The sequence below is a fragment of the Micromonospora aridisoli genome (genome assembly GCF_056150025.1).
This window is the reverse complement of record NZ_JAXCFK010000008.1, coordinates 1-22,767: the sequence shown is the minus strand read 5'-3', so window position 1 is coordinate 22,767 and position 22,767 is coordinate 1. Positions and strand designations below refer to the sequence as shown.

Annotated in this window: 16 protein-coding genes; 9 read left to right on the top strand and 7 right to left on the bottom strand. The window is 71.8% G+C overall.

Annotation, left to right across the window (positions count from 1 at the left end; translation table 11 throughout):
* Positions 1–23: 23 nt before the first annotated feature.
* Positions 24–926, top strand: a complete 903-nt coding sequence (locus SM447_RS17860) for a lytic transglycosylase domain-containing protein (protein ID WP_474573953.1) — start codon at positions 24–26, stop codon at positions 924–926.
* Here SM447_RS17860 and SM447_RS17855 read toward each other — a convergent pair.
* Entirely contained in the window at positions 872–3,001 is a 2,130-nt protein-coding gene (locus SM447_RS17855; RefSeq protein ID WP_474573952.1) for an MMPL family transporter, read from the bottom strand. The two genes, SM447_RS17860 and SM447_RS17855, sit on opposite strands and share 55 nt — an antisense overlap.
* 172 nt (positions 3,002–3,173) lie before the next feature.
* Here SM447_RS17855 and SM447_RS17850 point away from each other — a divergent pair, with 172 nt between their 5' ends.
* The 3 genes from SM447_RS17850 (at position 3,174) to SM447_RS17840 (ending at position 6,456) form a co-directional block, all read left to right on the top strand.
* Positions 3,174–3,689 carry a MarR family winged helix-turn-helix transcriptional regulator gene (locus SM447_RS17850; protein ID WP_474574220.1) on the top strand — a complete coding sequence of 172 codons (516 nt, stop codon included), beginning with the start codon at positions 3,174–3,176 and terminating at the stop codon, positions 3,687–3,689.
* Between the two features lie 3 nt (positions 3,690–3,692).
* Positions 3,693–5,396 carry a CocE/NonD family hydrolase gene (locus SM447_RS17845; RefSeq protein WP_474573951.1) on the top strand — a complete coding sequence of 568 codons (1,704 nt, stop codon included), beginning with the start codon at positions 3,693–3,695 and terminating at the stop codon, positions 5,394–5,396.
* 163 nt (positions 5,397–5,559) lie between these two features.
* Positions 5,560–6,456, top strand: a complete 897-nt coding sequence (locus tag SM447_RS17840) for a hypothetical protein (RefSeq protein WP_474573950.1) — start codon at positions 5,560–5,562, stop codon at positions 6,454–6,456.
* A 75-nt stretch (positions 6,457–6,531) separates the two neighbouring features.
* On the opposite strand, the gene SM447_RS17835 is transcribed toward SM447_RS17840, so the two are convergent.
* Complete coding sequence (locus SM447_RS17835) at positions 6,532–6,735, bottom strand: cold-shock protein (protein ID WP_093401468.1); 204 nt, start codon at positions 6,733–6,735, stop codon at positions 6,532–6,534.
* Between the two features lie 225 nt (positions 6,736–6,960).
* Here SM447_RS17835 and SM447_RS17830 point away from each other — a divergent pair, with 225 nt between their 5' ends.
* Positions 6,961–7,569 carry a DedA family protein gene (locus SM447_RS17830; RefSeq protein WP_474573949.1) on the top strand — a complete coding sequence of 203 codons (609 nt, stop codon included), beginning with the start codon at positions 6,961–6,963 and terminating at the stop codon, positions 7,567–7,569.
* Between the two features lie 12 nt (positions 7,570–7,581).
* Here the strand turns inward: SM447_RS17830 and SM447_RS17825 are convergent, their stop codons facing one another.
* Both SM447_RS17825 and SM447_RS17820 read right to left on the bottom strand, forming a co-directional pair.
* Positions 7,582–8,235 carry an MBL fold metallo-hydrolase gene (locus SM447_RS17825; RefSeq protein WP_474573948.1) on the bottom strand — a complete coding sequence of 218 codons (654 nt, stop codon included), beginning with the start codon at positions 8,233–8,235 and terminating at the stop codon, positions 7,582–7,584.
* Between the two features lie 6 nt (positions 8,236–8,241).
* Complete coding sequence (locus tag SM447_RS17820) at positions 8,242–8,958, bottom strand: maleylpyruvate isomerase family mycothiol-dependent enzyme (protein WP_474573947.1); 717 nt, start codon at positions 8,956–8,958, stop codon at positions 8,242–8,244.
* 251 nt (positions 8,959–9,209) lie between these two features.
* Here SM447_RS17820 and rsgA point away from each other — a divergent pair, with 251 nt between their 5' ends.
* The 3 genes from rsgA (at position 9,210) to SM447_RS17805 (ending at position 14,270) form a co-directional block, all read left to right on the top strand.
* Complete coding sequence (rsgA, locus tag SM447_RS17815; protein ID WP_474573946.1) at positions 9,210–10,262, top strand: ribosome small subunit-dependent GTPase A; 1,053 nt, start codon at positions 9,210–9,212, stop codon at positions 10,260–10,262.
* A 347-nt stretch (positions 10,263–10,609) separates the two neighbouring features.
* Positions 10,610–13,552 (top strand): excinuclease ABC subunit UvrA, encoded by a 2,943-nt coding sequence (gene uvrA / locus SM447_RS17810; protein WP_474573945.1) that lies wholly within the window; start codon positions 10,610–10,612, stop codon positions 13,550–13,552.
* Positions 13,553–13,766: 214 nt separating this feature from the next.
* Positions 13,767–14,270, top strand: coding sequence for a Rieske (2Fe-2S) protein (locus tag SM447_RS17805; RefSeq protein ID WP_474573944.1), 504 nt, complete (start codon positions 13,767–13,769; stop codon positions 14,268–14,270).
* A 58-nt stretch (positions 14,271–14,328) separates the two neighbouring features.
* On the opposite strand, the gene SM447_RS17800 is transcribed toward SM447_RS17805, so the two are convergent.
* Positions 14,329–17,592 carry a penicillin acylase family protein gene (locus tag SM447_RS17800; protein WP_474573943.1) on the bottom strand — a complete coding sequence of 1,088 codons (3,264 nt, stop codon included), beginning with the start codon at positions 17,590–17,592 and terminating at the stop codon, positions 14,329–14,331.
* 192 nt (positions 17,593–17,784) lie between these two features.
* On the opposite strand from SM447_RS17800, the gene uvrC reads away from it, so the two are divergent.
* Positions 17,785–19,788: an excinuclease ABC subunit UvrC gene (gene uvrC, locus SM447_RS17795; protein WP_474573942.1), complete on the top strand. Its 2,004-nt coding sequence runs from the start codon at positions 17,785–17,787 to the stop codon at positions 19,786–19,788.
* Between the two features lie 147 nt (positions 19,789–19,935).
* Here uvrC and recQ read toward each other — a convergent pair whose 3' ends face one another.
* On the bottom strand, positions 19,936–21,816 hold the full coding sequence (gene recQ, locus SM447_RS17790; RefSeq protein WP_474573941.1) for a DNA helicase RecQ: 1,881 nt from the start codon (positions 21,814–21,816) through the stop codon (positions 19,936–19,938).
* A 126-nt stretch (positions 21,817–21,942) separates the two neighbouring features.
* On the bottom strand, positions 21,943–22,596 hold the full coding sequence (locus SM447_RS17785; protein ID WP_474573940.1) for a hypothetical protein: 654 nt from the start codon (positions 22,594–22,596) through the stop codon (positions 21,943–21,945).
* Between the last annotated feature and the right edge of the window lie 171 nt (positions 22,597–22,767).

Here is a 22,767-nt window from a genome sequence, read left to right as displayed (position 1 = left end):
CATCACGGTCGGAGGGGGTCGACATGGGACGCAGCGTCGCACGGTGGGGCGTCGCAGCGGTCGCCGGGATGCTGTTGCTGACCGGCGGCGGTTGCGCCGAAGTGGACACTCCCGCGCGGGACCTGCCGGCCCCGGTGGCGCTTCCGGAGGAGTTGCCGGACGCCTCCGCGGAGCCGGACGACTCGCCGACGCCGGAGGAGGCGTCGGCGACACCGGCGGCCGTGGAGTCGATGGGGGCCGCCCCGAAGGCCAGCCCGAGCGCCAGCGCGTCGCCGTCGTCGGCGAAGCCGAGTCCGAAGCCGAAGCGCACCACGGCCACCGCGCCGCGGGCGGTGCCGAAGCCGCCGACGGAGACGAAGGTCCCGCCGGCCCCGCCGAAGCCGGCGCCCAGCGGCTGCCAGCCCAGCTACAAGGGCGACCAGGCCAGCCGGGCCCAGGCCAAGGCGGCGCTGACCGACGCGGCCGGGCGGACGTACTGGCCCACGTCGGCGCCGGACATCCGCATCCCGCTGAGCCTGATCAAGGCGACGGCCTGGCAGGAGAGCGGTTGGCAGTCCAACATCGTGGCCTGCGACGGGGGCATCGGCCTGATGCAGGTGATGCCGGACACCGCGACCTGGATGAACCAGCGCTTCGGGCAGAGCTACGACGTGTGGGACTACCGGGACAACGCCTACCTCGGCGGCACCTACCTGGCCTGGCTGACCAAGTACATCGGCGACATGTACTTCGACGCCGACTACCGGCTCGACGCCGACCTGTGCACCTCGGAGCTGAACTCGTGCCTGTTGAACGCGGTCATTGCCGCGTACAACTACGGTCACGGGGCGGTGGCCCGGGAGGGGCAGCCGCTGACCGTGCCGAACCCGGGTTACGTGCGCAACGTCCGGGCGCTGATGACGGAGTGTGTCTGTCTCGGGTTCTGATCGGCGGTGATGCGGCCGGGCCACCAGAAGCGTTCCCCGAGCAGGAACGCCAGGGCCGGGACGACGACCGTGCGGACCAGCAGGGTGTCCAGCAGGACGCCGAGGCAGACGATGATTCCGATCTGGGTCAGGGTGATCAGCGGCAGTACGCCGAGGACGGCGAAGACGGCGGCGAGCAGGATGCCGGCGCTGGTGATGACGCCGCCGGTGACCCGTAGCGCGGAGAGCATGCCCTCCCGGGTGCCGGCGGTGCGGGCGTCCTCGCGGGCGCGGGTGACCAGGAAGATGTTGTAGTCCACACCGAGGGCCACGAGGAAGACGAAGGCGAGCAGCGGCACGCTGGTGTCCAGGGCGGGGAAGCCGAGGACGTGGTCGAAGATCAGCCAGGCGCCGCCGAGGCTGGCGAAGTAGGACGCGACGACGGTGACCACGAGCAGCACCGGGGCGAGCAGGCCGCGTAGCAGCAGCACCAGGACGGCGGCCACCAGCAGCAGGATCAGCGGCAGGATGAGACGCAGGTCCTCGGCGTCGGCCGCCGCGGCGTCGTACGTGCCGGCGACGGTGCCGCCGACGACGGCCCCGGCCGGGGCGTCGCCGTCCGCCGGCGCGGGTGGCGCGGAGTCGGGTACGGCGGCGACCGCGTCGCGCAGGGCCTCCAGCGTCCGGTCGGAGGCGGCGGTGCCCGGCTCGGCGTCGAGGACGACGTCGACCTGGGCGACGGTGGGGCCGGCGGCGCCGGGGCGGGCGGAGGCGACCCCGGGCACCGCGGCGGCGGCAGCGGTGACCGCGGGTACGGCGTCGGGGCTGGTCATCACGGCGACCGGTTGGGTCGTGCCGGCCGGGAAGGCACCGGCGAGGGTCTGCGCCCCGGCGACCGCCTCCGGCTGTACCCGGAACTGCTCGGTCTCCGACAGTCCGGTGCGCAGGCCGAGGCCGCCCAGTGCGAGTCCGGCCAGCAGCAGGGTGGCCAGGGCCGCCACGGGGACCGGTCGGCGGATCACGGCGGCGCCGAGGCGGCCCCAGACGCGTCCCTCCCGGCCGGTGCTGCCCACGTCCGGTACGAACGGCCAGAACAGGCCGCGTCCGAGCAGCACCAGCGCGGCGGGCAGGACGAGCAGGGCCGAGGCCATGGCCAGCAGGATGCCGGTGGCGCAGGCGACGGCGAGGGCCCGGTTCAGTTCCCGCTCGCTGAGCAGCAGGGTGAGCACGCCGAGCATGACGGTGCCGCCGCTGGCGAGGATCGGCTCGGCGGTACGGCGCAGCGCGGCGCGCATGGCGGCGAAGCGGTCCGGCTCCCGGCGCAGTTCCTCGCGGTAGCGGGCGATCAGCAGCAGGGCGTAGTTGGTGGCGGCACCGAAGACGAGGACGCTGGCGATGCCGGTGACGGCACCGCCGGCGAAGTTGATGCCGACGGCGGGGATGACGGTGTCCAGGGCCCGCAGGGCGACCTGTTCGGTGGCGGCCACGACGGCCAGGGGCACCATCCACAGCAGCGGGCTGCGGTAGGTGACCAGCAGCAGCAGCGCCACGACGGTGGCGGTCACGGCGAGCAGGGTGGTGTCGGCGCCCGCGAAGACCTTCGTGAGATCGGCGGTGAAGGCCGGCGCGCCGGTCACCTCGACGGTCAGCTCCGCCGGTAGCGCCGTCAGCGCCTCGCGGACCTCGGTCACGGTGGCGGCCACCGCCTCCTGGCCACCGTCGATGCTCAGCGGCACGGCGACCAGCGCCACGGTGCCGTCCGGGGAGAGCTGCGGTGGCGCGACCTGACCGCCGGCGGCGAGTCCGCCCAGGTCGGCGGTGCCGGCGGCGACGGCGGCCCGGTCGCCGTCGGTCAACCGCGTGCCGTCGTCGCGGGTGACCACCACGATGGCCGGCTGGACGTCGCTGGCGGGCAGTTCGTCCTGAAGTCGCTCGACCTGGGTGGACTGCCAGCGGTCGGACAGGCCGGTGGCGGAGACCGGTGCCGGGTTGTCGGGGACGGGCAGCCAGAAGACGGCCGCGCCCACGAGGATCGCCGCGAGGACGGTGAACCAGGCGTTCAGGCGACCGCCTGCCACGCGGGTGAACACGGACATGAGCCCCCCCAGCCACGGAATGTCTAGACAATCGAGAGTTTCGCCTATCAAGAGAGATGTTGCAACAGCTCTTGTGGCGAGAGATTCTCGGCCGTCGAGACGAGGGCCCGTCTCGGTTATGCTGCGACCCGGGACCTCGGGGAGGAAGCGGCGGGACGTGGCAGCTCACGGGATGTACCGCCGGCGCGACACGCGCCGGGACGTGCTGATCGCCGAGATCACGGCAGAGCTACGGCGGTACGGCGTGGACGCGCAGCACGTCGGTCACGCCTTCGCCGGCCAGCACGGCCTCAACGCCACCGACCTGCAGGCGCTGATCGCGGTGATGGACGCCGAGCTGGTGGGCGACCCGATCACGCCGGGCCGGCTCGGCGAACACCTCGGGCTCTCCTCCGGCTCGGTCACGGCGCTGATCGACCGGCTGGAGCGCGGCGGACATCTGCGTCGTGACCGGGACACCACGGACCGGCGCAAGGTCCTGCTGCGCTACGCCGAACGCGGCGCCGAGCTGGCGATGGGCTTCTTCCGGCCGCTGGGCGAACGCACCGACCGGGTGATGTCCGGCTTCCGCGACGAGGAGCTGGAGGTGGTGTACCGGTTCATCACGGAGATGGGTGCCTCGCTGAGGGAACACCGGGACGAGGTGCGTGCCGCCCGGCCCGAGCCGCACCGACGTCGGGCGGAGTGAGCCGTGCTGGATCGTCTGGCGGCCGGACTCGCCGCCGCCGCGCTGCGACTGCCCCCGGCGCGTACCCGACGGGTCACCGTCACCCGGGACATCGCGCTGCGGGTACGCGACGGGGTGATACTGCGCACCGACCACTACGCACCCGACCTGCCCGCCGCGCCCACGGTGCTGATCCGCACCCCGTACGGCCGGGCCGGACCGATGCGGCTGCTCTGCCGACTCGCCGCCGAGCAGGGGTTCCACGTGGTCATCCAGTCCTGCCGGGGCACCGGCGGTTCGGGCGGCGCGTTCGAGCCGTTCGTGCACGAACGTGACGACGGGCTCGACACGCTCGACTGGCTGCGCCGGCAGCGCTGGTGGACCGGCGCGTTCGGCATGTTCGGTGCCAGCTACCAGGGCTTCGTGCAGTGGGCGCTCGCGGCGGACGCGGGCCCGCAGCTGCGGGCGATGGTCGCCGTCGCCACCGCCTCCACCACCCGCGACTCCACCTACGCGGGGGAGTCGTTCGCCCTGGACACGGTGCTGACCTGGGCCGAGCTGCTGCAGGCACAGACCGTGCCGTGGCTGGCCCGCCAGTGGGAACTCAAACGCGGTCAGCCGAGGCTCACCGCCGCCCTGTCCCACCTGCCACTGATCGAGGCCGACCGGGTCGCCACCGGGGTGACCGTGCCGTTCTTCCAGGAGTGGCTGCGGCACCACACGCCGCAGGCCGACTACTGGCGCAGCCGGGTCTTCGACGACCGACTTCACCTGGTCAGGTCCCCGGTGGCGATGGTCAGCGGCTGGCACGACATCTTCCTGCCGGCGCAGCTGCGCGACTACATGGCGCTGCGGGCCACCGGCGCCCGGCCGCGCCTGGTCGTCGGGCCGTGGACCCACGGCAGCCCCGGGCTCTTCGTGGCCGCGCTGCGGGAGGGACTGAGCTGGCTGGGCACCCACCTGTCCGACGACCGGGCCGCCGACGAGTGGACCGGTGGTGGCGCGGGGGCGTCCGGCACGGCGGCCGATGCCCCGGTGCGGGTCCACGTCGGGGGCGACGGCGGGGGCTGGCGTGACCTGCCCGACTGGCCGCCACCGGCCGACCCGACCCAGTGGTACCTGCACCCGGGCGCGGCCCTGCGCACCTCGGCCCCGGTGCCGTCGCCACCGGACGGATTCTGGTACGACCCCGCCGACCCGACGCCCTCGCTCGGCGGTCCCCTCCTGGTGGCCCAGCGGGCCGGCCCGTTCGACAACCGTCCGGTCGAGGCCCGCCCCGACGTGTTGACCTGGACCAGCGAGCCGTTGTCCGGCGGGCTCGAGGTGGTCGGGCCGGTGCGGGCCGAGATCCACCTGCGCAGCGAGCTGAAGTACCTGGACGTCTTCGTACGACTGTGCGACGTGGACGGCCGGGGACGTTCGTGGAACATCTGCGACGGGCTGGTCCGGGTCGATCCGCAGCGGTTTCCCGCCGACGGTACCGGCGCGGTCACGGTGCCGGTGGAGATGTGGCCCACCGCCCACCGCTTCGCCGCGGGGCACCGACTGCGGTTGCAGGTCTCCGGTGGTGCCCATCCCCGCTACGCGCGCAACCCCGGCACCGGCGAACCTCTCGGCGCGGCTGTCACCCTCCGTGGTGGATACCGGGAGATCATGCACGACCCGGATCATCCGTCCGTAGTGGTCCTACCGGTCGTCCACTCTGCCTCTCAGCCTTCTCCAAGCTGAATCAAAGCGCACCTGAGCTGGGCATTTGCGGGTTTCGCGGGCTATCGTGGTGACACGCCCGGCGCCGTGCACCGATTGGCCGGGTCCGCCTGTGAGCCTCTCCACCGCGTACGCGGTGTCACTGTCGCGCCCGGTCCCCGACGAGCGAAGCAAAGGGGGACCCATGACGCGGGCACCGGCAAACCTTCTCGCCGTTCGTAGTCTGCTGCTCGAGCATCTCAACCGCGATCCCAACCGCAAACGCGACGAGGACCTCGAACCCGAGGAGGTCGGCATCGTCGGCGACGCCAACCACCGAGGGGGCTACCACGTCGGTTCGGACCGGGTCGTCGCCAACGACTACTCGGTGGTCGAGTCGCCCCGTGACCGCAACGGCCTGACCCTGGACGCCGCGGCCCTGGACGTGGGGATGTTCCGGGTCAACTCCGGCGGCCGCACCCACAACCTGTTCACCTTCTCGACCTGGTGTGTGGCGCAGTGCGTCGCCAACGCTCCGGACACCCTCGACATCCGCGAAATCATCTATTCACCGGACGGCAACGTGGTCCGCCGCTGGGACCGGCTCGGCCGTCGCAGCACCGGCGACCGCTCCCACCTGCGGCACACCCACTTCAGCTTCTTCCGGGACTCGATCAAGGCCAACCGCGACCAGCGGCCGCTGTTCCGCCGCTACCTGACCACCATCGGACTGCTGAACTCCGAGGAGGGGGAGAACGACATGACACCCGAGGAGCACAACTGGCTCAGGACCGTCCACCGCAACCTCACCGTCCTGGACGGACGCAACCCGATCGGGCAGACCTACACCCGGATGGCCATGGGTGAGGACCACACGGACCCCAACTTCCGGGTCTCACACCCGACACTGCGCAGCATCGGCGCCCAACTCACCGCGCTGCAGAGCACGGTCGAGTCGCTGATGAACCGGGACTTCACCGATGAGCAGGCAATCATCACCGGTGTGCTGGCCGGCCTCACGCCGCAGCAGATCGCCGCCGCGATCCCTCCCACCGTCGCCCAGCAGGTCGTGTCCGAGTTGAGCCGGCGTCTGGCGGCCTGAGCCGCTCCCACGGGTGGCGGCCGGTGACGGCCGCCACCCGTGGCGGTGCGATCAAGCCTCGCTGACCGGCACGAGTCAGAGCGGACGGACGTTGTCCGCCTGCGGGCCCTTCTGCCCCTGCGTCACATCGAACTCGACCTTCTGGCCCTCGGTCAGCTCTCGGTAACCGCCGGACTGGATGGCCGAGTAGTGGACGAAGACGTCGGGCCCTCCACCGTCCTGCTCGATGAAACCGAAGCCCTTTTCGGAGTTGAACCACTTCACGGTGCCGGTTGCCATGCGTACTCTCTCCCTGTTCCATGCGGGCGACCCCTGGCTGCTCGCCGGTGATCGCCCAATACCTTCCCGACAGTAACCGGTGAATAGCGGATTTGCCGGGCGAAGCGCTCCAGGCGTTGCCGCGAATGGGTGCCGACGATCAGGGATCACCCTCAGGGGGCTCGGCCGCCGGGTCGGGAGGAAACCCGGTGTCCACGGTGGCGGCCAGGTCCTAGCGTACGAGGAATGGCGGACCAGTTGGCTCAGGTCGGAGAGCTTCCCGTGGTGCTGCTGATGGGTGTGCTCGGGGTGATCATGCTCTTCGACGCGGTGCCGCTGTTCGGGATCCTCGTGCCCGGCGACGTGGCAGTGCTCGCCGCCGTGGCGGTCGGCAGCCCCGCCACCGGGTTGGCGACCTTCGTCGCCGTGGTGACCGGCTGCCTCGCCGGCTGGTCGCTGAGCTTCCTGGTCGGTCGGCGGTGGGGCGACCGGCTGCGGCACAGCCGGTTCGGCGGGTGGGTCGGCGAGGCCCGCTGGACGGCTGCGGAGGGCATCCTGCGCCGCGACGGCGGACGGCTGGTGCTGATCGCGCCCTTCCTGCCGGTGTTCAACGCGCTGCTGCCGTTGGCCGCGGGCGGACTGCACATGTCGTACCGGCGCTTCCTCGGCTTCGCGGCGCTCGGCGCGGCCGGATGGGCCGGTCTCTACCTGGCGGTGGGCACCGCCTCGCGGACGCTGGCCGGGCTGCTTCCCGCCGGGGCGAGTCCGCTGCTGGTGACCATGGTCGGAGGTCTGCTGCTGGCCGCGCTGGTGTTGCTGGTCACCCGACGACGGCTGCGGACGGTCACCCGCTGAGCGGCGCGGCGGTCACCAGCCGCGAGCGCGCCACTCGGCCAACTGGGGGCGTTCCGCGCCGAGCGTCGAGTCCCGCCCGTGCCCCGGGTAGAACCACGTCTCGTCGGGCAGTCGGTCGAACAGTTTGTGCTCGACGTCGTCGATGAGCGCGGCGAAACGCTCCGGATCCCGGTCGGTGTTGCCGACCCCACCCGGAAAGAGGCTGTCCCCGGTGAAGAGATGCGGAACGCCGGCCGGATCCCGGTAGAGCAGGGCCACCGAGCCCGGGGTGTGGCCCCTGAGGTGGATGACCTCCAGGGCGCAGTCGCCGACCGGGATGGTGTCGCCCTCGGTGAGGGTCTGCGCCTCGATCGGCAGCCCGTCCGCGTCCTCGGCGTGCACCAGCGCGCGGGCGCCGGTCTTGGCCACCACCTCCTCCAGTCCCACCCAGTGGTCCATGTGCTGGTGGGTGGTCACCACCGCGGTGAGCCCCGCGTCGCCGACGAGTTCCAGCAGGCGGGGCGCCTCGTTCGCGGCGTCGATGAGGACCTGCTCACCGGTGCCGGCGCAACGCAACAGATACGCGTTGTTGTCCATCGGACCGACCGACACCTTGGTGATGGTCAGCTGCCCGAGTTCGCGTACCGCGGGTGGGCCGCCGGGGGTGACTTCTCCGCTGTAGGTCATGACTCCCTAGATCCATTCGGGTGGGCGGGGCAACTGGCCGTCGGGGGTGACGGTCAGGGTGCTGCCGGGGTCGCGGCCGGTCAGCCAGGCGGCGAGTTCGGCGGCGGAACCGGCGACGACGGGCGCCTGCGTCCGGTCGCCGAGCACCAGTTCGTGACTGCTGCCGTCGAAACGCAACACCATCGCCGGGGCGTCCCCGCGCTCGGCGAAGGCGGTGGTCACCTCGTGCAGCAGCCGATGGGCGAACTGCGGTGACCAGTCCGTGGGCCGGTATCCCGCCGCCAGGTCGACGTGGTGGATCTCCAGCTCCCGCAGCCGGCCCCAGACGAGCAGGGCGGCCGGCCAGGGGCCGCCCCGGGTCTGGACGGTGGCACCCCACGCCGACACGGTCATCGCGGCGACCGCCTCGGCGAACCGGTCCGCGCTGCGCCGCAGATCGTCCAGCTGCTCCTCGGGGGCGCGCGTGGCACCAGCCTCGATGTCGGCGGTCCGGGCCTCGGCGCTGGCGTACATCGGGATCGGCTCGCCGGTGCGCGCCGAGGTGAGCAGGTTGACGAAGCCGTCGGCGTTGCGGGCGACGTGAGCGAGCACGTGCCCCCGGCTCCACTCGGGCAGCAGCGAGGGTGCCGCCAGGTCGGCGGCGTCGAAGGTGGCCGCCGTCCGCAGCAGGCGGGCCGTGGCGTCGGCCACGTCGCCGGTCAACAGGAGCGGGTCCAGGGTCACGTGCTGACCCTAGCCGCCCGGGTCCACCGCGTCGTCGGGGAATTCACTTCCGGCGTGGCAGCGCCCGGCCTACCGTCGTGGTCAGCGACCCGCCCGACGCGGATCGCGTGCTGTGGGCGCACCGCCGGTGGCACGCGGCCGACCGACCGTCGGGACCAGGGGGTCATGCGCGGCGCCGGAGCGGAAGGAGGTGGTGGTCATGCCGGTCACCGCACCCGTGTATCACCCGCACCGACCCTGAACGAGGAGCCATGACCATCACGCTGACCGCCCTGGGCTGGGACACCGACCGGGCGGCCCATCTGGGACGTATCCGTACCGATCAACGTCCGGGCCGGGTGGCCCGGGTCGACCGCGGCGTCTGCACCGTACTCACCGAGGACGGGCCGGTGCGCGCCTCGACCGGCGGGGCCGTGCTGGCCGCCGCCGTCGGCGACGCCACGCGGCTGCCGTGCGTCGGCGACTGGGTGCTGCTCTGCTCCTGGCCCGACGCTCGGGTGACGGTGGAGGCGGTGCTGCCCCGGCGCACCGCGCTGATCCGACGCACCGCCGGCAAGGACGCCAGCGGCCAACTGCTGGCGGCCAACCTGGATGCCGCCGCCGTGGTGGAGCCGGTGCACCCGGCGCCGGACGCCGCCCGCATCGAGCGGCTGCTCTCCCTGGTCCACGAGTCCGGTGCCCGGCCGCTGGTGGTGCTGACCAAGACCGACCTGGCGGCCGACCCGGCGGCGGTGGCGCGCCAACTCGCGGCCCTCGCGCCCGGTGTGCCGGTGCTGCCGGTCAGCGCCGAGCACGGCACCGGACTGGAGCCGCTGCGCGCCGAGGCCGGCCCCGGCCGGACCCTCGGCCTGCTCGGGCCGTCCGGAGCCGGCAAGTCGAGCCTGGTCAACGCGCTCGCCGGCACGGTGGTGATGCCCACCCAGGCGATCCGTCGGGTCGACGGCAAGGGCCGGCACACCACCACCTGGCGGGCGCTGGTGCCGCTGCCCGGCGGGGGTGCCGTGCTGGACACCCCCGGGGTACGGGCCGTCGGCCTGCTCGACGGGGCGACCGGGCTCGACCGTGCCTTCGCCGACATCGCCGAGTTGGCCGCCGGCTGCCGGTACGGCGACTGCGGGCACGAGGCGGAGCCGGGCTGCGCGGTGCGGGAGGCGCTCGATTCCGGTGAACTGACCGCCCGCCGCTGGGAGAGCTGGCGCCGGCTGCAGACCGAGATCGCCCACGAGACCCGTCGCCGCGCCAACCGCCCCGCCCGCGTGTCCCGCCCCACTCGCGTGTCCCGCCCCACCTCCCGTCCCCACTGACGGCCCCCGCGCCCCACCCGCCGCCCGCACGGACAGCACCTTCGCCCCACCGCCCGGGGTGCGCCGATCCTGCAGTCCTGGCCGTTGACCTGTGCTTTTGTCGCCTTTCGCAGAGTGTCACGACCGCCTCATCGACGGAGCCGGGGCGGGTGGGGTGGTCGGGCGGGGTGGGTCGGGGCCGGGTGGGTCGGGGCGGGGGAGGGGTCGGGTGGGATCGCGGGTGGGGAAAGTTGTCGGAGGGCGGGTCTACAGTTGCCGGGGCGCACTCTCCGCGCTGGCACAACCGCCGGGTTCATCCCGAACGCGGACAGATCACCTCGTCATCCTCACCCGGGAGTACACGGACCGTGGCCGACCGTTTGATCATTCGTGGCGCACGCGAGCACAACCTGCGTGACGTCAGCCTCGACCTGCCCCGGGATGCCCTGATCGTGTTCACCGGGCTGTCCGGATCGGGCAAGTCGAGCCTGGCCTTCGACACGATCTTCGCCGAGGGACAGCGCCGGTACGTCGAGTCGCTGTCGTCGTACGCCCGGCAGTTCCTCGGCCAGATGGACAAGCCGGACGTCGACTTCATCGAGGGCCTGAGCCCGGCGGTGTCCATCGACCAGAAGTCCACCTCGCGCAACCCCCGCTCCACCGTCGGCACGATCACCGAGGTCTACGACTACCTGCGGCTGCTCTTCGCCCGCGTCGGCGAACCGCACTGCCCGGTCTGCGGCGAGCGGATCTCCAGGCAGAGCCCGCAGCAGATCGTCGACCGGGTGCTCGCCATGGCCGAGGGAACCCGCTTCATGGTGCTCGCCCCGGTCGTGCGCGGACGCAAGGGCGAGTACGTCGACCTCTTCGCCGAACTGCAGTCCAAGGGGTACGCGCGAGCCCGGGTGGACGGCGTGGTGCACCAGCTCACCGAGCCGCCGAAGCTCAAGAAGCAGGAGAAGCACACCATCGAGGTGGTGATCGACCGGCTCAGCGTCAAGCCCAGCGCGAAGCAGCGACTCACCGACTCGGTCGAGGCGGCGCTGGGTCTCTCCGGCGGGCTGGTCCTGCTCGACTTCGTCGACCTGGCGGAGGACGATCCCGACCGCGAGCGTCGCTACTCCGAGCACCTGGCCTGCCCCAACGACCATCCCCTCGCCATCGAGGACCTGGAGCCGCGGGTCTTCTCCTTCAACGCGCCGTACGGCGCCTGCCCGGAGTGCACCGGCCTCGGCACCAAGAAGGAGGTCGACCCGGAGCTGGTCGTGCCGGATCCGGAGCGTTCCCTGCGGGAGGGGGCGATCCAGCCCTGGGCCACCGGGCACAATCTCGAATACTTCCTCCGGCTGCTGGAGGCGCTCGGCGAGGCGGAGCACTTCGACGTCGACACCCCCTGGCGGGCCCTGCCGTCGCGGGCGCAGAAGACGATCCTGCACGGCTCCGACGACCAGGTGCACGTGCGCTACCGCAACAAGTACGGCCGGGAGCGCTCGTACTACACCGGCTTCGAGGGCGTGGTGCAGTGGATCGAGCGCCGGCACTCCGACACCGAGTCGGAGTGGTCGCGGGAGAAGTACGAGGGCTACATGCGCGACGTGCCGTGCGCCGCCTGTGGCGGTGCCCGGCTCAAGCCCGAGGTGCTCGCGGTCACCCTGGCCGGGCGCAGCATCGCCGAGGTCTGCAACCTGTCGGTCGGCGAGTGCGCCGACCTGCTGGCCGGCATCGAGCTGACCGACCGGCAGAAGCTGATCGCCGAGCGGGTGCTCAAGGAGATCAACGCCCGGCTGCGCTTCCTGCTCGACGTCGGGCTGGACTACCTCTCCCTGGACCGGCCGGCCGGCACGCTCTCCGGCGGTGAGGCGCAACGCATCCGGCTGGCCACCCAGATCGGCTCCGGCCTGGTCGGGGTGCTCTACGTGCTCGACGAGCCGTCGATCGGGCTGCACCAGCGGGACAACCACCGGCTGATCGAGACGCTGGTGCGGCTGCGTGGCCTGGGCAACACGCTGATCGTGGTCGAGCACGACGAGGACACCATCCGCACCGCCGACTGGATCGTCGACATCGGTCCGGGTGCCGGGGAGCACGGCGGTCGGATCGTGCACAGCGGCTCGGTGCCGGCGCTGCTGGAAAACGCGGAGTCGCTGACCGGGGCGTACCTGTCCGGCCGGCGGGAGATCCCGACGCCCAAGGGACGCCGGCCGCAGACCCCCGGGCGGGAACTGGTGGTGCACGGGGCCCGCGAGCACAACCTGCGCAACCTGACCGTGAGCTTCCCGCTCGGCCAGTTGATCGCCGTCACCGGCGTCAGTGGCTCGGGCAAGTCGACCCTGGTCAACGACATCCTCTACGCGGTGCTGGCCAACCAGATCAACGGTGCCCGGCTGGTGCCGGGCCGACACACCCGGGTCTCCGGCCTGGAACACGTCGACAAGGTCGTCGGTGTCGACCAGTCGCCGATCGGCCGTACCCCGCGATCCAACCCGGCCACCTACACCGGCGTCTGGGACCACGTCCGCAAACTGTTCGCCGAGACCACCGAGGCGAAGGTGCGCGGGTACGGCCCCGGACGGTTCTCGTTCAACGTCAAGGGCGGTCGTTGTGAGGCGTGCTCCGGCGACGGCACCATCAAGATCGAGATGAACTTCCTGCCCGACGTGTACGTCCCCTGCGAGGTCTGCAAGGGCGCCCGCTACAACCGGGAGACCCTGGAGGTGCACTACAAAGGCAAGACCGTCTCCGACGTGCTGGAGATGCCGATCGAGGAGGCGGCGGAGTTCTTCTCGGCCATCCCGGCCATCCACCGGCACCTCAAGACGCTTGTCGACGTGGGTCTGGGCTACGTGCGGCTGGGGCAGCCCGCGCCGACCCTCTCCGGCGGCGAGGCGCAGCGGGTCAAGCTCGCCTCGGAGTTGCAGAAGCGCTCCACCGGGCGGACGGTCTACGTGCTCGACGAGCCCACCACCGGCCTGCACTTCGAGGACATCCGCAAGCTGCTGCTGGTGCTGGAGGGCCTGGTCGACAAGGGCAACACGGTGATCACGATCGAGCACAACCTCGACGTGATCAAGAGCGCCGACTGGCTGATCGACATGGGTCCCGAGGGCGGTCACCGGGGCGGCACCGTGCTCGCCACCGGCAGCCCGGAGGAGGTTGCCGAGGTCGCCGAGAGCCACACCGGCCAGTTCCTGCGTACCGTCCTCAAGCTCGACGGGGCGGCGAAGGGCGCCGTGGCGGCCACCGCCCGGGCGGCGAAGGCCAACGGTGGCCGGTCCCGGGGCGGCCGGAAGGCCACCGCCGCCACCTCCTGACCGGCCGCGGCGCGGCGGTCGGGGCGACACCCGACGGTGCGTGACGGGTCGGTCGAGCGGTGCCGACGGGACGGCGGTGGCGACCGTTGGTGCTGGCGGGCGGTCGTGCCGGCACGGTCAGGTGGCCGATCGGGTGAACCGGCAGGCAGAGTGGTGCGTGTAAGGGAGGGTAGCCACAGATCATGCACCGGGGTGACCGACGGAGGGGCGAGGCATGAGCGAGCCGCAGCGGAAGGCTGGCGTCAGCGACGATCAGGTGCCGGCCGGACCGGGAGTGCGTACCCGCCGGGCAGTGCTCACGGGTGCGGGGGCGGTGGGCGCGGCGGTGCTGTTGGCCGGCTGCGGCGGCGAGGGCGACGACGGCGCGGGGCCCAGCCCCGGCCCGCAGGTCACCGACACCGGTGACGCCGGCGGCGGGGATCGCGAGGGCGCCCAGTCACTGGCCCGGACCACCGACATCCCGGTCGGTGGCGGCGCGGTCTTCGCCGCCCAGGGCGTGGTCATCACCCAGCCCACCGCCGGTGACTTCAAGGGTTTCGACCCGATCTGCACCCATCAGGGCTGTCCGGTGTCAAACGTCGACGGCGGCACGATCAACTGCACCTGCCACGGCAGCAAGTTCTCCATCGAGGACGGGTCGGTCAAGGCCGGCCCGGCCACCACGCCGCTGCCGGCCAAGGACATCCGGGTCGACGGCGACCAGATCGCACTGGCCTGACAACGACCGGCGAGTGGCCGCGGCCGGGGCGGATCCGTCCCGGCCGCGACCGTCGGCCTCACTGGGCGTGGACCGACATCTCCCACAGCGAGAAGCCGTAGGACGTGCCCCGGGTCAGCCCGTACATCCGCACGTACCGGGCCTGCTGCGGGGGAAAGGCCACCACGTCGGTGCCGCCGTCCCCGGCGGTGGTCGACCAGACCGGCCGCCAGGTGTTCCCGTCGGTGGAGACCTCGATCCGGTACGACCGGGCGTAGGCCGCCTCCCAGGCCAGGACCACCCGGCCGACCGGCCGCACGGATCCGAGGTCCACCCGCAGCCACTGGTTATCGGACCAGGAACTGGCCCACCGGGTGCTCAGGTCGCCGTCCACGGCGCGCGCGGCGCCGTTGAACAGTTGACTGCTGGACGCGGTGACCGGTCGACCGGCCGCCAGGTTGGTCAGGTCGTCGCCGCGTCGGGCGGGGAACGAGACCACCTGCTGGTAGGTGGGACGGTTCTGCCAGGCGATGGTGGCGTGCTTGATGCCGCCCAGCGGTGACTGGATGATCGCGTCGGCACACCACTGGTCACCGGCGGCGCACGTCGAGTCGCCCGGATAGGTCTGCGTGGCCGGCGTCGCCGCCGCCGTCCGGAGCGTGTCGAGCAGGATCTGCCGGCAGGAGCCCAGGTTCCCGCCGCCGCAGAAGGTACGCCCCGGCCCACCGGCGACCGGGTCGCCGAGGACCGCCCGCAGGTCCTTGTCGACCCAGCCCCACCACCCGTACTGGAACGACGAGCCCTTGTGCGTCTGGGCGCTGTTCGCCGACGACGGCAGGTTGGAAACGTCGCCCTGTTGGTGGCCGGAGGGGGACTCGTTGACCTGGAGGGTGTTGACCAGGGACTGGTACAGCTCCGCGCCGAGGGGGTCCCGGAACATGCCCCGCACCAGCAACGGCCACCAGGCGTCGAAGGTCCGGATCGCCTCGGCGTGCTGGTAGACCTTGCTGCCCCTGGTCGTCTCCACCCGCAGCGCGCCGGCCTGACGCCACGCCTTCAACCGGGCGATCTCGGCGGCCAGGGCGCTGTCGGTGACCGGCTGGCTCTCCAGCACCCGGATCAGCTCACCGAGCACCTCGGCGCCGCGCAGGTCGGTGAGCCCGGCCCGCTGCACCAACTCGGTGAGCGTGGCCCGGTCGAACGTGCGGCCCGCCGCGAGGGCCGCCCGCACCGGCTTGTCCAACAGGTCACCGCGGTGCACGGCACCGAAGCTGAAGTTGCCGTCGGCGGCCCCGAAGTCCTTGGCCTGCTTGTTGTTCCAGCTGACGTAGTAGTCCTGGTTGACCGACTGCGGGTGGGCGGCGGCCGGCGCGTACCGGGCGGTGCCGGTCTCCGGATCGAAACCCTGCCACTCGTACGCCCGCTCGGCCTTCATCGGCAGGTTCGGGTTCGCGCCGGAGGCCCGCAGCGGGTTGAGCCCGGAGTTGAAGTACGCCGACTCGGTGGAGTTGACGTAGAACCAGTTGAAGGCGTACTCGACGTTGTTGGCCGAGTTCAGGAACGCCGCGGCGGAACCCATCTGGGTCGGGTCGTTGTACATCTGGAAGCCGATCGCCGAGTCGGCCTCCCGACCGTAGGTGGAGCGCAGGTGGGTGAAGGCGTGCGGCGCGCCACCGACGGTGCCCCGCCATCCCACCAGGCCGAGCTTGGTCCGCCAGGCGACCAGCTTGTACGACCCGGCCGCGGTGCCGTCGGCGACGGTCGGGTTCCAGCGGTTGACGTGGGACAGCTCCTCCATCGCCAGGCACTGGCCCCGGAACAGGTAGTGGTTGCTGGCCAGCGTCGGCGTGCCGCCGCCGGGTACGCAGAGCGGCACCGCGTACGTGTCGGTGATGTCGTGCACGGCGGAGGTGGCGCTCCAGGCGTAGTCCTGGCCCCGGCCGAGCAGGACGTACAGGTTGAGCCCGGCGAAGGCGGCACCCCGGGCGCTGATTCCCGGCCCCTGCAACTCCTGGACCATCAGCAGTTGGGGCGAGAAGTAGCCGGTCTGCGGCCCGAAGACGGCCACCGGGTGACCGGTCGTCGAATGGGCGGCGGAGATCACGGCCGCGTTGGACATGCCCCGGTGCGCCGGGTCGATGGTCAGTCCGGACAGCGCGGCGGCCAACTCCGAGGAGCGGGTCGAGGCGGAGGTGACGGTGCTGGTGGCCGAGCCGGTGGGGTTGGTGAAGACCGGTTCGACCCGGGCCGAGCCGGCGTCCGGCAGCACCACGCTCGGTGCGTCGGGGGAGGCGTCACCGTACGGGAAGCTCTGCCCGTCGTGCAGGGTCAGTACGGCCTCCGGGTCGTTCTGCCCCCGGAAGCCGTTCCAGACCCGGTCACCCTCCACCGGACCGAACTTCGCCCGGGCGGCGATGCGGACCAGCGCGGACTGCATCTCGGTGCCGCCCCCGCCGCCGAACAGCCCGCCGACCACGCCGGCGATGGCGACCAGGTCGGTCATGACGAACGGCTTCGGTCCGCCGGCGTTGGTGATCGCGTCGAGATGTCCGGTGAGCACGTACTCCCCGGGGCAGTTGCGGTTGGCCATGCAGGAACGGATGTAGGCGTTGATCCCCGCGATGTACTCCTGCACGTCGGTGTAGAGCTGTTCACCGCGCCCGCCGCCCTTCTGCCGTAGCGCCGTCACCTGGGCCTGCAGGTCGGCCTCCGTGTACGGGGAGGTACGCCAGACGCTCTGCTCCAGCGCCCGGTTGCCCGGGGCGCCGCCGGCGAACGGGGTCAGGGTGCCCCGGCCGACGTGCCGCAGCAGGTCCATGGTGAAGAGCCGGTCCTCGGCTCCGGCGTAGCCCGCGCCGAACATGGTGCCGGCGCGGGTGGTGCCGGTGATGTGCGGGACGCCGGTGACCCGGTCCCGCACGATCCGGACGTCCGAGCGGGGCGAGTAGTCGCGTTCCACCTGGCTGGGTGCCACCCCGAAGGAGGCGTCGTTGAAGAAGGCTTCGATGTGGTCCTCGCGCAGGCCGGCGTAGCCGTAGACCAGGTTGGCGTACTTGTCGAGCTGGTCGGCGGAGTGCCGGGGCAGCGTGCCGAGGGCCTGGTTGCCCAGGATCTCGACCAGGGTGGCGTTGCCGTTCTGGCCGGGCGGCAGGATCTCGGAGCATTCCCCGAGGCAGTAGTCGTTGGCGGCGAAGGCGGTGGCGGCGTTCTCCGCGACGGTGCTCGTCGTGCTGTCGGTCGGGGTGGCGGTGGCGGTGGTGGGGGCGGCGACGAGGAGGGCGGCGACGGCGGCGGCGGTCGTGGCACCGGCGAGCAGCCGGCGGGGGGCGGTGTGACCGGTCATGGCGATCCTCTGTGGACGGGGGCCATCGGACGGGATCATTACATGAAGAACATTCGGTTACTGGATGGTAGGACGCCGTGCTCGATATTGGAAGGCGTCGATCGGGGCGTCCCGGCCGCTCATGCCAGCGCGGGCGAGACCGGCCAACCAGGGATGATTCGGGCTGTCGGAGGCGGCGACTAGTCTCGGACTGTGGCTGATCCGTCGACCTACCGACCCGCGCCGGGCACGATCCCCGAGGCGCCGGGGGTCTACCGCTTCTACGACGGCACCGGCCGGGTGATCTACGTCGGCAAGGCGAAGAACCTGCGCAGTCGGCTCAACTCCTACTTCGCCGACCTGTGGGGGCTGCACCAGCGCACCCAGCAGATGGTCACCACGGCCGAGTCGGTCGACTGGGTCACCGTGGGCACCGAGGTCGAGGCGCTCCAGCTCGAATACCTCTGGATCAAGCAGTACGACCCGAGGTTCAACGTCCGTTACCGCGACGACAAGTCCTACCCCTACCTGGCGGTGACCCTCGACGAGGAATACCCCCGGCTCCAGGTGATGCGCGGGGCCAAGCGCAAGGGGGTGCGCTACTTCGGGCCGTACTCGCACGCCTGGGCGATCCGCGAGACGCTCGATCTGCTGCTGCGGGTCTTCCCGGCCCGCACCTGCTCCGCCGGGGTGTTCAAGCGGGCCGGCCAGGTCGGTCGACCCTGCCTGCTGGGCTACATCGGCAAGTGCTCGGCCCCCTGCGTCGGCAGCGTCTCCGCCGAGCAGCACCGCGAGATCGTCGACGGGTTCTGCGACTTCATGGCCGGGCGCACCGACACCATGGTGCGCAAACTGGAACGGGAGATGGCCGAGGCCAGCGCCGAGCTGGAGTTCGAACGGGCCGCTCGGCTGCGCGACGACGTCGCCGCGCTGCGCCGGGCGATGGAGAAGCAGACCGTGGTGCTCGGCGACGGCACCGACGCCGACGTGGTGGCCTTCGCCGACGACCCGCTCGAAGCCGCCGTGCAGGTCTTCCGCGTCCGCGACGGCCGGGTCCGTGGCCAGCGCGGCTGGGTGGTGGAGAAGACCGAGGAGCTGACCACCGGCGACCTGGTGCACCACTTCTGCACCCAGGTCTACGGCGGCGAGCACGGCGAGACCGATGTGCCGCGTGAGCTGCTGGTGCCTGAGCTGCCCGCCGACGCCGAGGCGCTGGCCGACTGGCTCTCCGCCCATCGGGGTGGCCGGGTGACCCTGCGGGTGCCGCAGCGCGGCGACAAGCGGGCCCTGATGGAGACCGTCGAGCGCAACGCGAAGGACGCTCTCGCCCGGCACAAGCTCAAGCGGGCCGGTGACCTGACCACCCGCAGCAAGGCACTCGACGAGATCACCGAGGCGCTCGGACTGCGGACGGCGCCGCTGCGCATCGAGTGTTTCGACGTCTCCCAGATCCAGGGCACCGACGTGGTGGCGAGCATGGTCGTCTTCGAGGACGGGCTGCCCCGCAAGAGCGAGTACCGACGGTTCATCATTCGCGGCGCCACCGACGACCTCTCGGCGATGTCCGAGGTGCTGCGCCGCCGCTTCGCCCGTTACCTCGACGCCCGCGCCGAGACCGGCGAGGCCGGTGTCGAATCCGCCGCCGCCCGCGAGTCGGCTGCCGTTGACCTGGACGGTGGCGACACGGGCGCGGATGACGTCGGCGACGAGCCGAGGATCGGCGTCCTGGTCGACCCGACCACCGGTCGGCCGCGCAAGTTCGCGTACCCACCGCAGCTGGTGGTGGTCGACGGCGGTGCGCCACAGGTCGCCGCCGCCGCGCAGGCCCTCGCCGAGCTGGGCATCGACGACGTGGCGCTGTGCGGCCTGGCCAAGCGGCTGGAGGAGGTCTGGCTGCCCGACGACGACTTCCCGGTCATCCTGCCGCGTGCCTCAGAGGGGCTCTACCTGCTGCAACGGGTACGCGACGAGGCGCACCGCTTCGCCATCACCTTCCACCGGCAGCGCCGCTCCAAGCGGATGACCACCTCCGCGCTGGACAGCGTTCCCGGGCTGGGCGAGGTGCGCCGCAAGGCTCTGCTGCGTCACTTCGGCTCGCTGAAACGCCTCTCGGCCGCCACCGTGGAGGAGATCACCGAGGTTCCCGGCGTCGGCCGCCGTACCGCCGAGGCGATCCTGGCCGCCCTCGACGGCGACACGGCGTCCTCCACCCCCTGACCGCCGTCCAGGAGTGACCCGCCGTTGGGCCTTCCTGCCGGCCGGACTCCGGTGCGGGGTGTCGTCGCTGTCGAGCTGATAGCACTCGGTTCCACGCCAGGCCAGGCCAGGCCACTGCCACCAATGGCCGGATGTCCGTCGCGGTTGTCAGTCGGCGTCGGCGAGCACCCCGAGGATCTGCTCGCCGTACTTGGCCAGCTTGTTCTCGCCGACGCCGCTGATCCGGGACAGCTCGGCCAGCGAGGTGGGGGAGTCGGCGGCGATCTGGCGCAGCGTCGCGTCGTGGAAGATGACGTACGCGGGTACGCCCTGCTCCTTCGCCGTGGCCGCCCGCCACGCCCGCAGCCGCTCGAACGTGCCGGCCGCCTCCGCGGGCAGCTCCGCGACCACGGTGGCCGCGCCCCGGGGCTTGGCCACCTTCGCCGGGCGCGCCTGCTCGCGGCGCAGCATGACGGTGCGCCGTCGGCCGAGCACCTCGGCGCTGGCGTCGGTGAGCGCCAGCGTGCCGTAGTCGCCCTCGACGGTGACCAACCCCTCGGCGAGGAGCTGCCGTACCACGCCGCGCCACTCCGCCTCGCTCAGTTCACCGCCGATGCCGAACACGGTGAGCGAGTCGTGCCGGTGCTGGGTGATCTTGTCGGTGGTTCGGCCCAGCAGGATGTCGATGCAGTGCCCGGCGCCGAAGCGTTGGTTGCGCTCCCGGTCGAGCCGGAAGACGGTGGAGAGCAGCTTCTGGGCGGCGACCGTGCCGTCCCACGACTCGGGCGGCTCAAGACAGGTGTCGCAGTTGCCGCAGGTGCCGTCCAGCGTCTGACCGAAGTAGTCGAGAAGTTGCACCCGGCGGCAGCGGACCGTCTCGCAGAGCGCCAGCATCGCGTCGAGGTGAGCGGCGAGGTTGCGTCGGTGGGCCAGATCCCCCTCGGAGGTGTCGATCATCTTGCGTTGCTGCACCACGTCCTGGAGCCCGTACGCCAGCCAGGCGGTCGACGGCAACCCGTCGCGGCCGGCACGGCCGGTCTCCTGGTAGTAACCCTCGACCGACTTCGGCAGGTCCAGGTGGGCGACGAACCGTACGTCGGGCTTGTCGATGCCCATGCCGAAGGCGATCGTCGCCACCATCACCACGCCGTCGGCACGCAGGAAGCGCTGCTGGTTGGCGGCGCGGGTCGCCGCGTCCAGGCCGGCGTGGTAGGGCAGCGCGTCGATGCCGTTGGCGACCAGGAACTCGGCGGTCTTCTCCACCGAGGCGCGGGACAGGCAGTAGACGATGCCGGAATCGCCGGGATGCTCGTCGCGCAGCAGGGCGAGCAGCTGCTTGCGCGGCTCCCGCTTCGGCACGATCCGGTACTGGATGTTGGGCCGGTCGAAGCTGGCCACGAAGTGCCGCGCCTCGGTCAGGTCGAGGCGGGTGGCGATCTCGGACCGGGTGGCGCTGGTCGCGGTGGCGGTCAAGGCGATCCGCGGCACGCCCGGCCAGCGCTCGTGCAGCATGGACAGGTTCAGGTAGTCCGGCCGGAAGTCGTGGCCCCACTGCGAGACGCAGTGCGCCTCGTCGATGGCGAAGAGGCCGATCCGCCCCCGGTCCAGCAGGCTCAGCGTGGCCCGGCTTGCCAACGCCTCCGGCGCGAGGTAGAGCAGGTCGATCTCACCGGCCACGAACTCCGCCTCCACCACCCGACGGGTGTCCAGATCGAGGGTGGAGTTGAGGAAGCCAGCCTTCACCCCGACCGCGGTCAGCGCGTCGACCTGGTCCTGCATCAGCGCGATCAGCGGCGAGATCACCACGGCGACGCCGTCGCGGACCAGGGCGGGAATCTGGTAGCACAGCGACTTGCCGCCGCCGGTCGGCATCAGCACCAGCGCGTCCCCGCCGGCCACCACGTGGTCGATGACCTCCCGCTGGAAGCCCCGGAACGAGTCGTACCCGAAGATCCGCCGCAGCACGTCGAGCGCCGCCGTCACCTTCTCCCCGGTCGGCGCGTCGGAGGTGGTCAGGTCGGTGATGCTCACGTCGGCGGGGGAGACCATCCGAGGATTCTACGAGCGCCCGTCGGCGGCGCGGATCCGTGGCAGTTCAGGTCGTGTCGCCCCGGCGTGTCGACCACCTACGCTGCCACGGTCCGAGGTGAAGCGGGGCCGACGCAGCCGGGACGCTCACCCGGTCGGTGGGACGGGGACCCGTTTGGCCCAGCGGACGTCGCCGTCGGGGTCGACGTAGCAGAACGCCACGACCAGGCGCGCGGGGTCGGTCAGGGGTAGGGCATCGGGTTCCAGCTGGAACACCGCGATCAGGGTGCCGTCGGCGGTGGCGCGGGTGCCCAACGCGCCGACGTTGGGCGGGGTGGTGAAGGTGCCCTCGGGGTTCTCGCGGGTGGCGGTGTCGGCGAGCCAGGGGTACCGCTCGGCCAGCACGTCGTACGCTCCGGCCCAGTTGGACCCGGTGCCGCCGTCGGCGTCCCGGCCGGCGTACGGCTGCACCACCCGGGCGGGTTCCACCCGGCCGTCCAGCAGGATGACCTGGTAGTGGCCCTTGCGGGGCGGCCCCGACCAGCGCAGCCGCAGCACCACCGACTGCCGGTCGGGGTCACCGATGATGTTGTCCACCGGTTCGGGCCAGCCGAACGCGGTGACCGCGCGTGGCACCTGGTCCGGCTCCGGCAGCACGGCCTCGACGCTCACCGCCACCTGGTCGCCGCCGCGCGCCCACTCACGCTCCCGATCGACGTACCGATCCACGGTGGCCAGCACGGCGATCGTGACCGACACCAGGGCAACCACCCAGCGCAGCCGCGCCCCGTGCCTGCCCATGGCCGCAGGATACCGACCCCGCAGGCCGCGCGCCGTCGGTCAGCCGACAGCGATGAAAGGAAGGGCCCCCTCTTAGGGCGTGTTTTGAAATCCGGGTGGGGTGTGTTGGTGCCCGGGATGTGGCGAGGTCTCCGGTAGATGGTTCATCGACGAAGAAGAACCTGATACCGG

Coding starts and splice junctions, on each gene's coding strand:
- SM447_RS17860 (WP_474573953.1), top strand. CDS start 24: ATGGGACGCAGCGTCGCACGGTGGGGCGTCGCAGCGGTCGCCGGGATG.
- SM447_RS17855 (WP_474573952.1), bottom strand. CDS start 3,001: ATGTCCGTGTTCACCCGCGTGGCAGGCGGTCGCCTGAACGCCTGGTTC.
- SM447_RS17850 (WP_474574220.1), top strand. CDS start 3,174: ATGTACCGCCGGCGCGACACGCGCCGGGACGTGCTGATCGCCGAGATC.
- SM447_RS17840 (WP_474573950.1), top strand. CDS start 5,560: ATGACGCGGGCACCGGCAAACCTTCTCGCCGTTCGTAGTCTGCTGCTC.
- SM447_RS17835 (WP_093401468.1), bottom strand. CDS start 6,735: ATGGCAACCGGCACCGTGAAGTGGTTCAACTCCGAAAAGGGCTTCGGT.
- SM447_RS17830 (WP_474573949.1), top strand. CDS start 6,961: ATGGCGGACCAGTTGGCTCAGGTCGGAGAGCTTCCCGTGGTGCTGCTG.
- SM447_RS17825 (WP_474573948.1), bottom strand. CDS start 8,235: ATGACCTACAGCGGAGAAGTCACCCCCGGCGGCCCACCCGCGGTACGC.
- rsgA (WP_474573946.1), top strand. CDS start 9,210: ATGACCATCACGCTGACCGCCCTGGGCTGGGACACCGACCGGGCGGCC.
- SM447_RS17805 (WP_474573944.1), top strand. CDS start 13,767: ATGAGCGAGCCGCAGCGGAAGGCTGGCGTCAGCGACGATCAGGTGCCG.
- SM447_RS17800 (WP_474573943.1), bottom strand. CDS start 17,592: ATGACCGGTCACACCGCCCCCCGCCGGCTGCTCGCCGGTGCCACGACC.
- recQ (WP_474573941.1), bottom strand. CDS start 21,816: ATGGTCTCCCCCGCCGACGTGAGCATCACCGACCTGACCACCTCCGAC.
- SM447_RS17785 (WP_474573940.1), bottom strand. CDS start 22,596: ATGGGCAGGCACGGGGCGCGGCTGCGCTGGGTGGTTGCCCTGGTGTCG.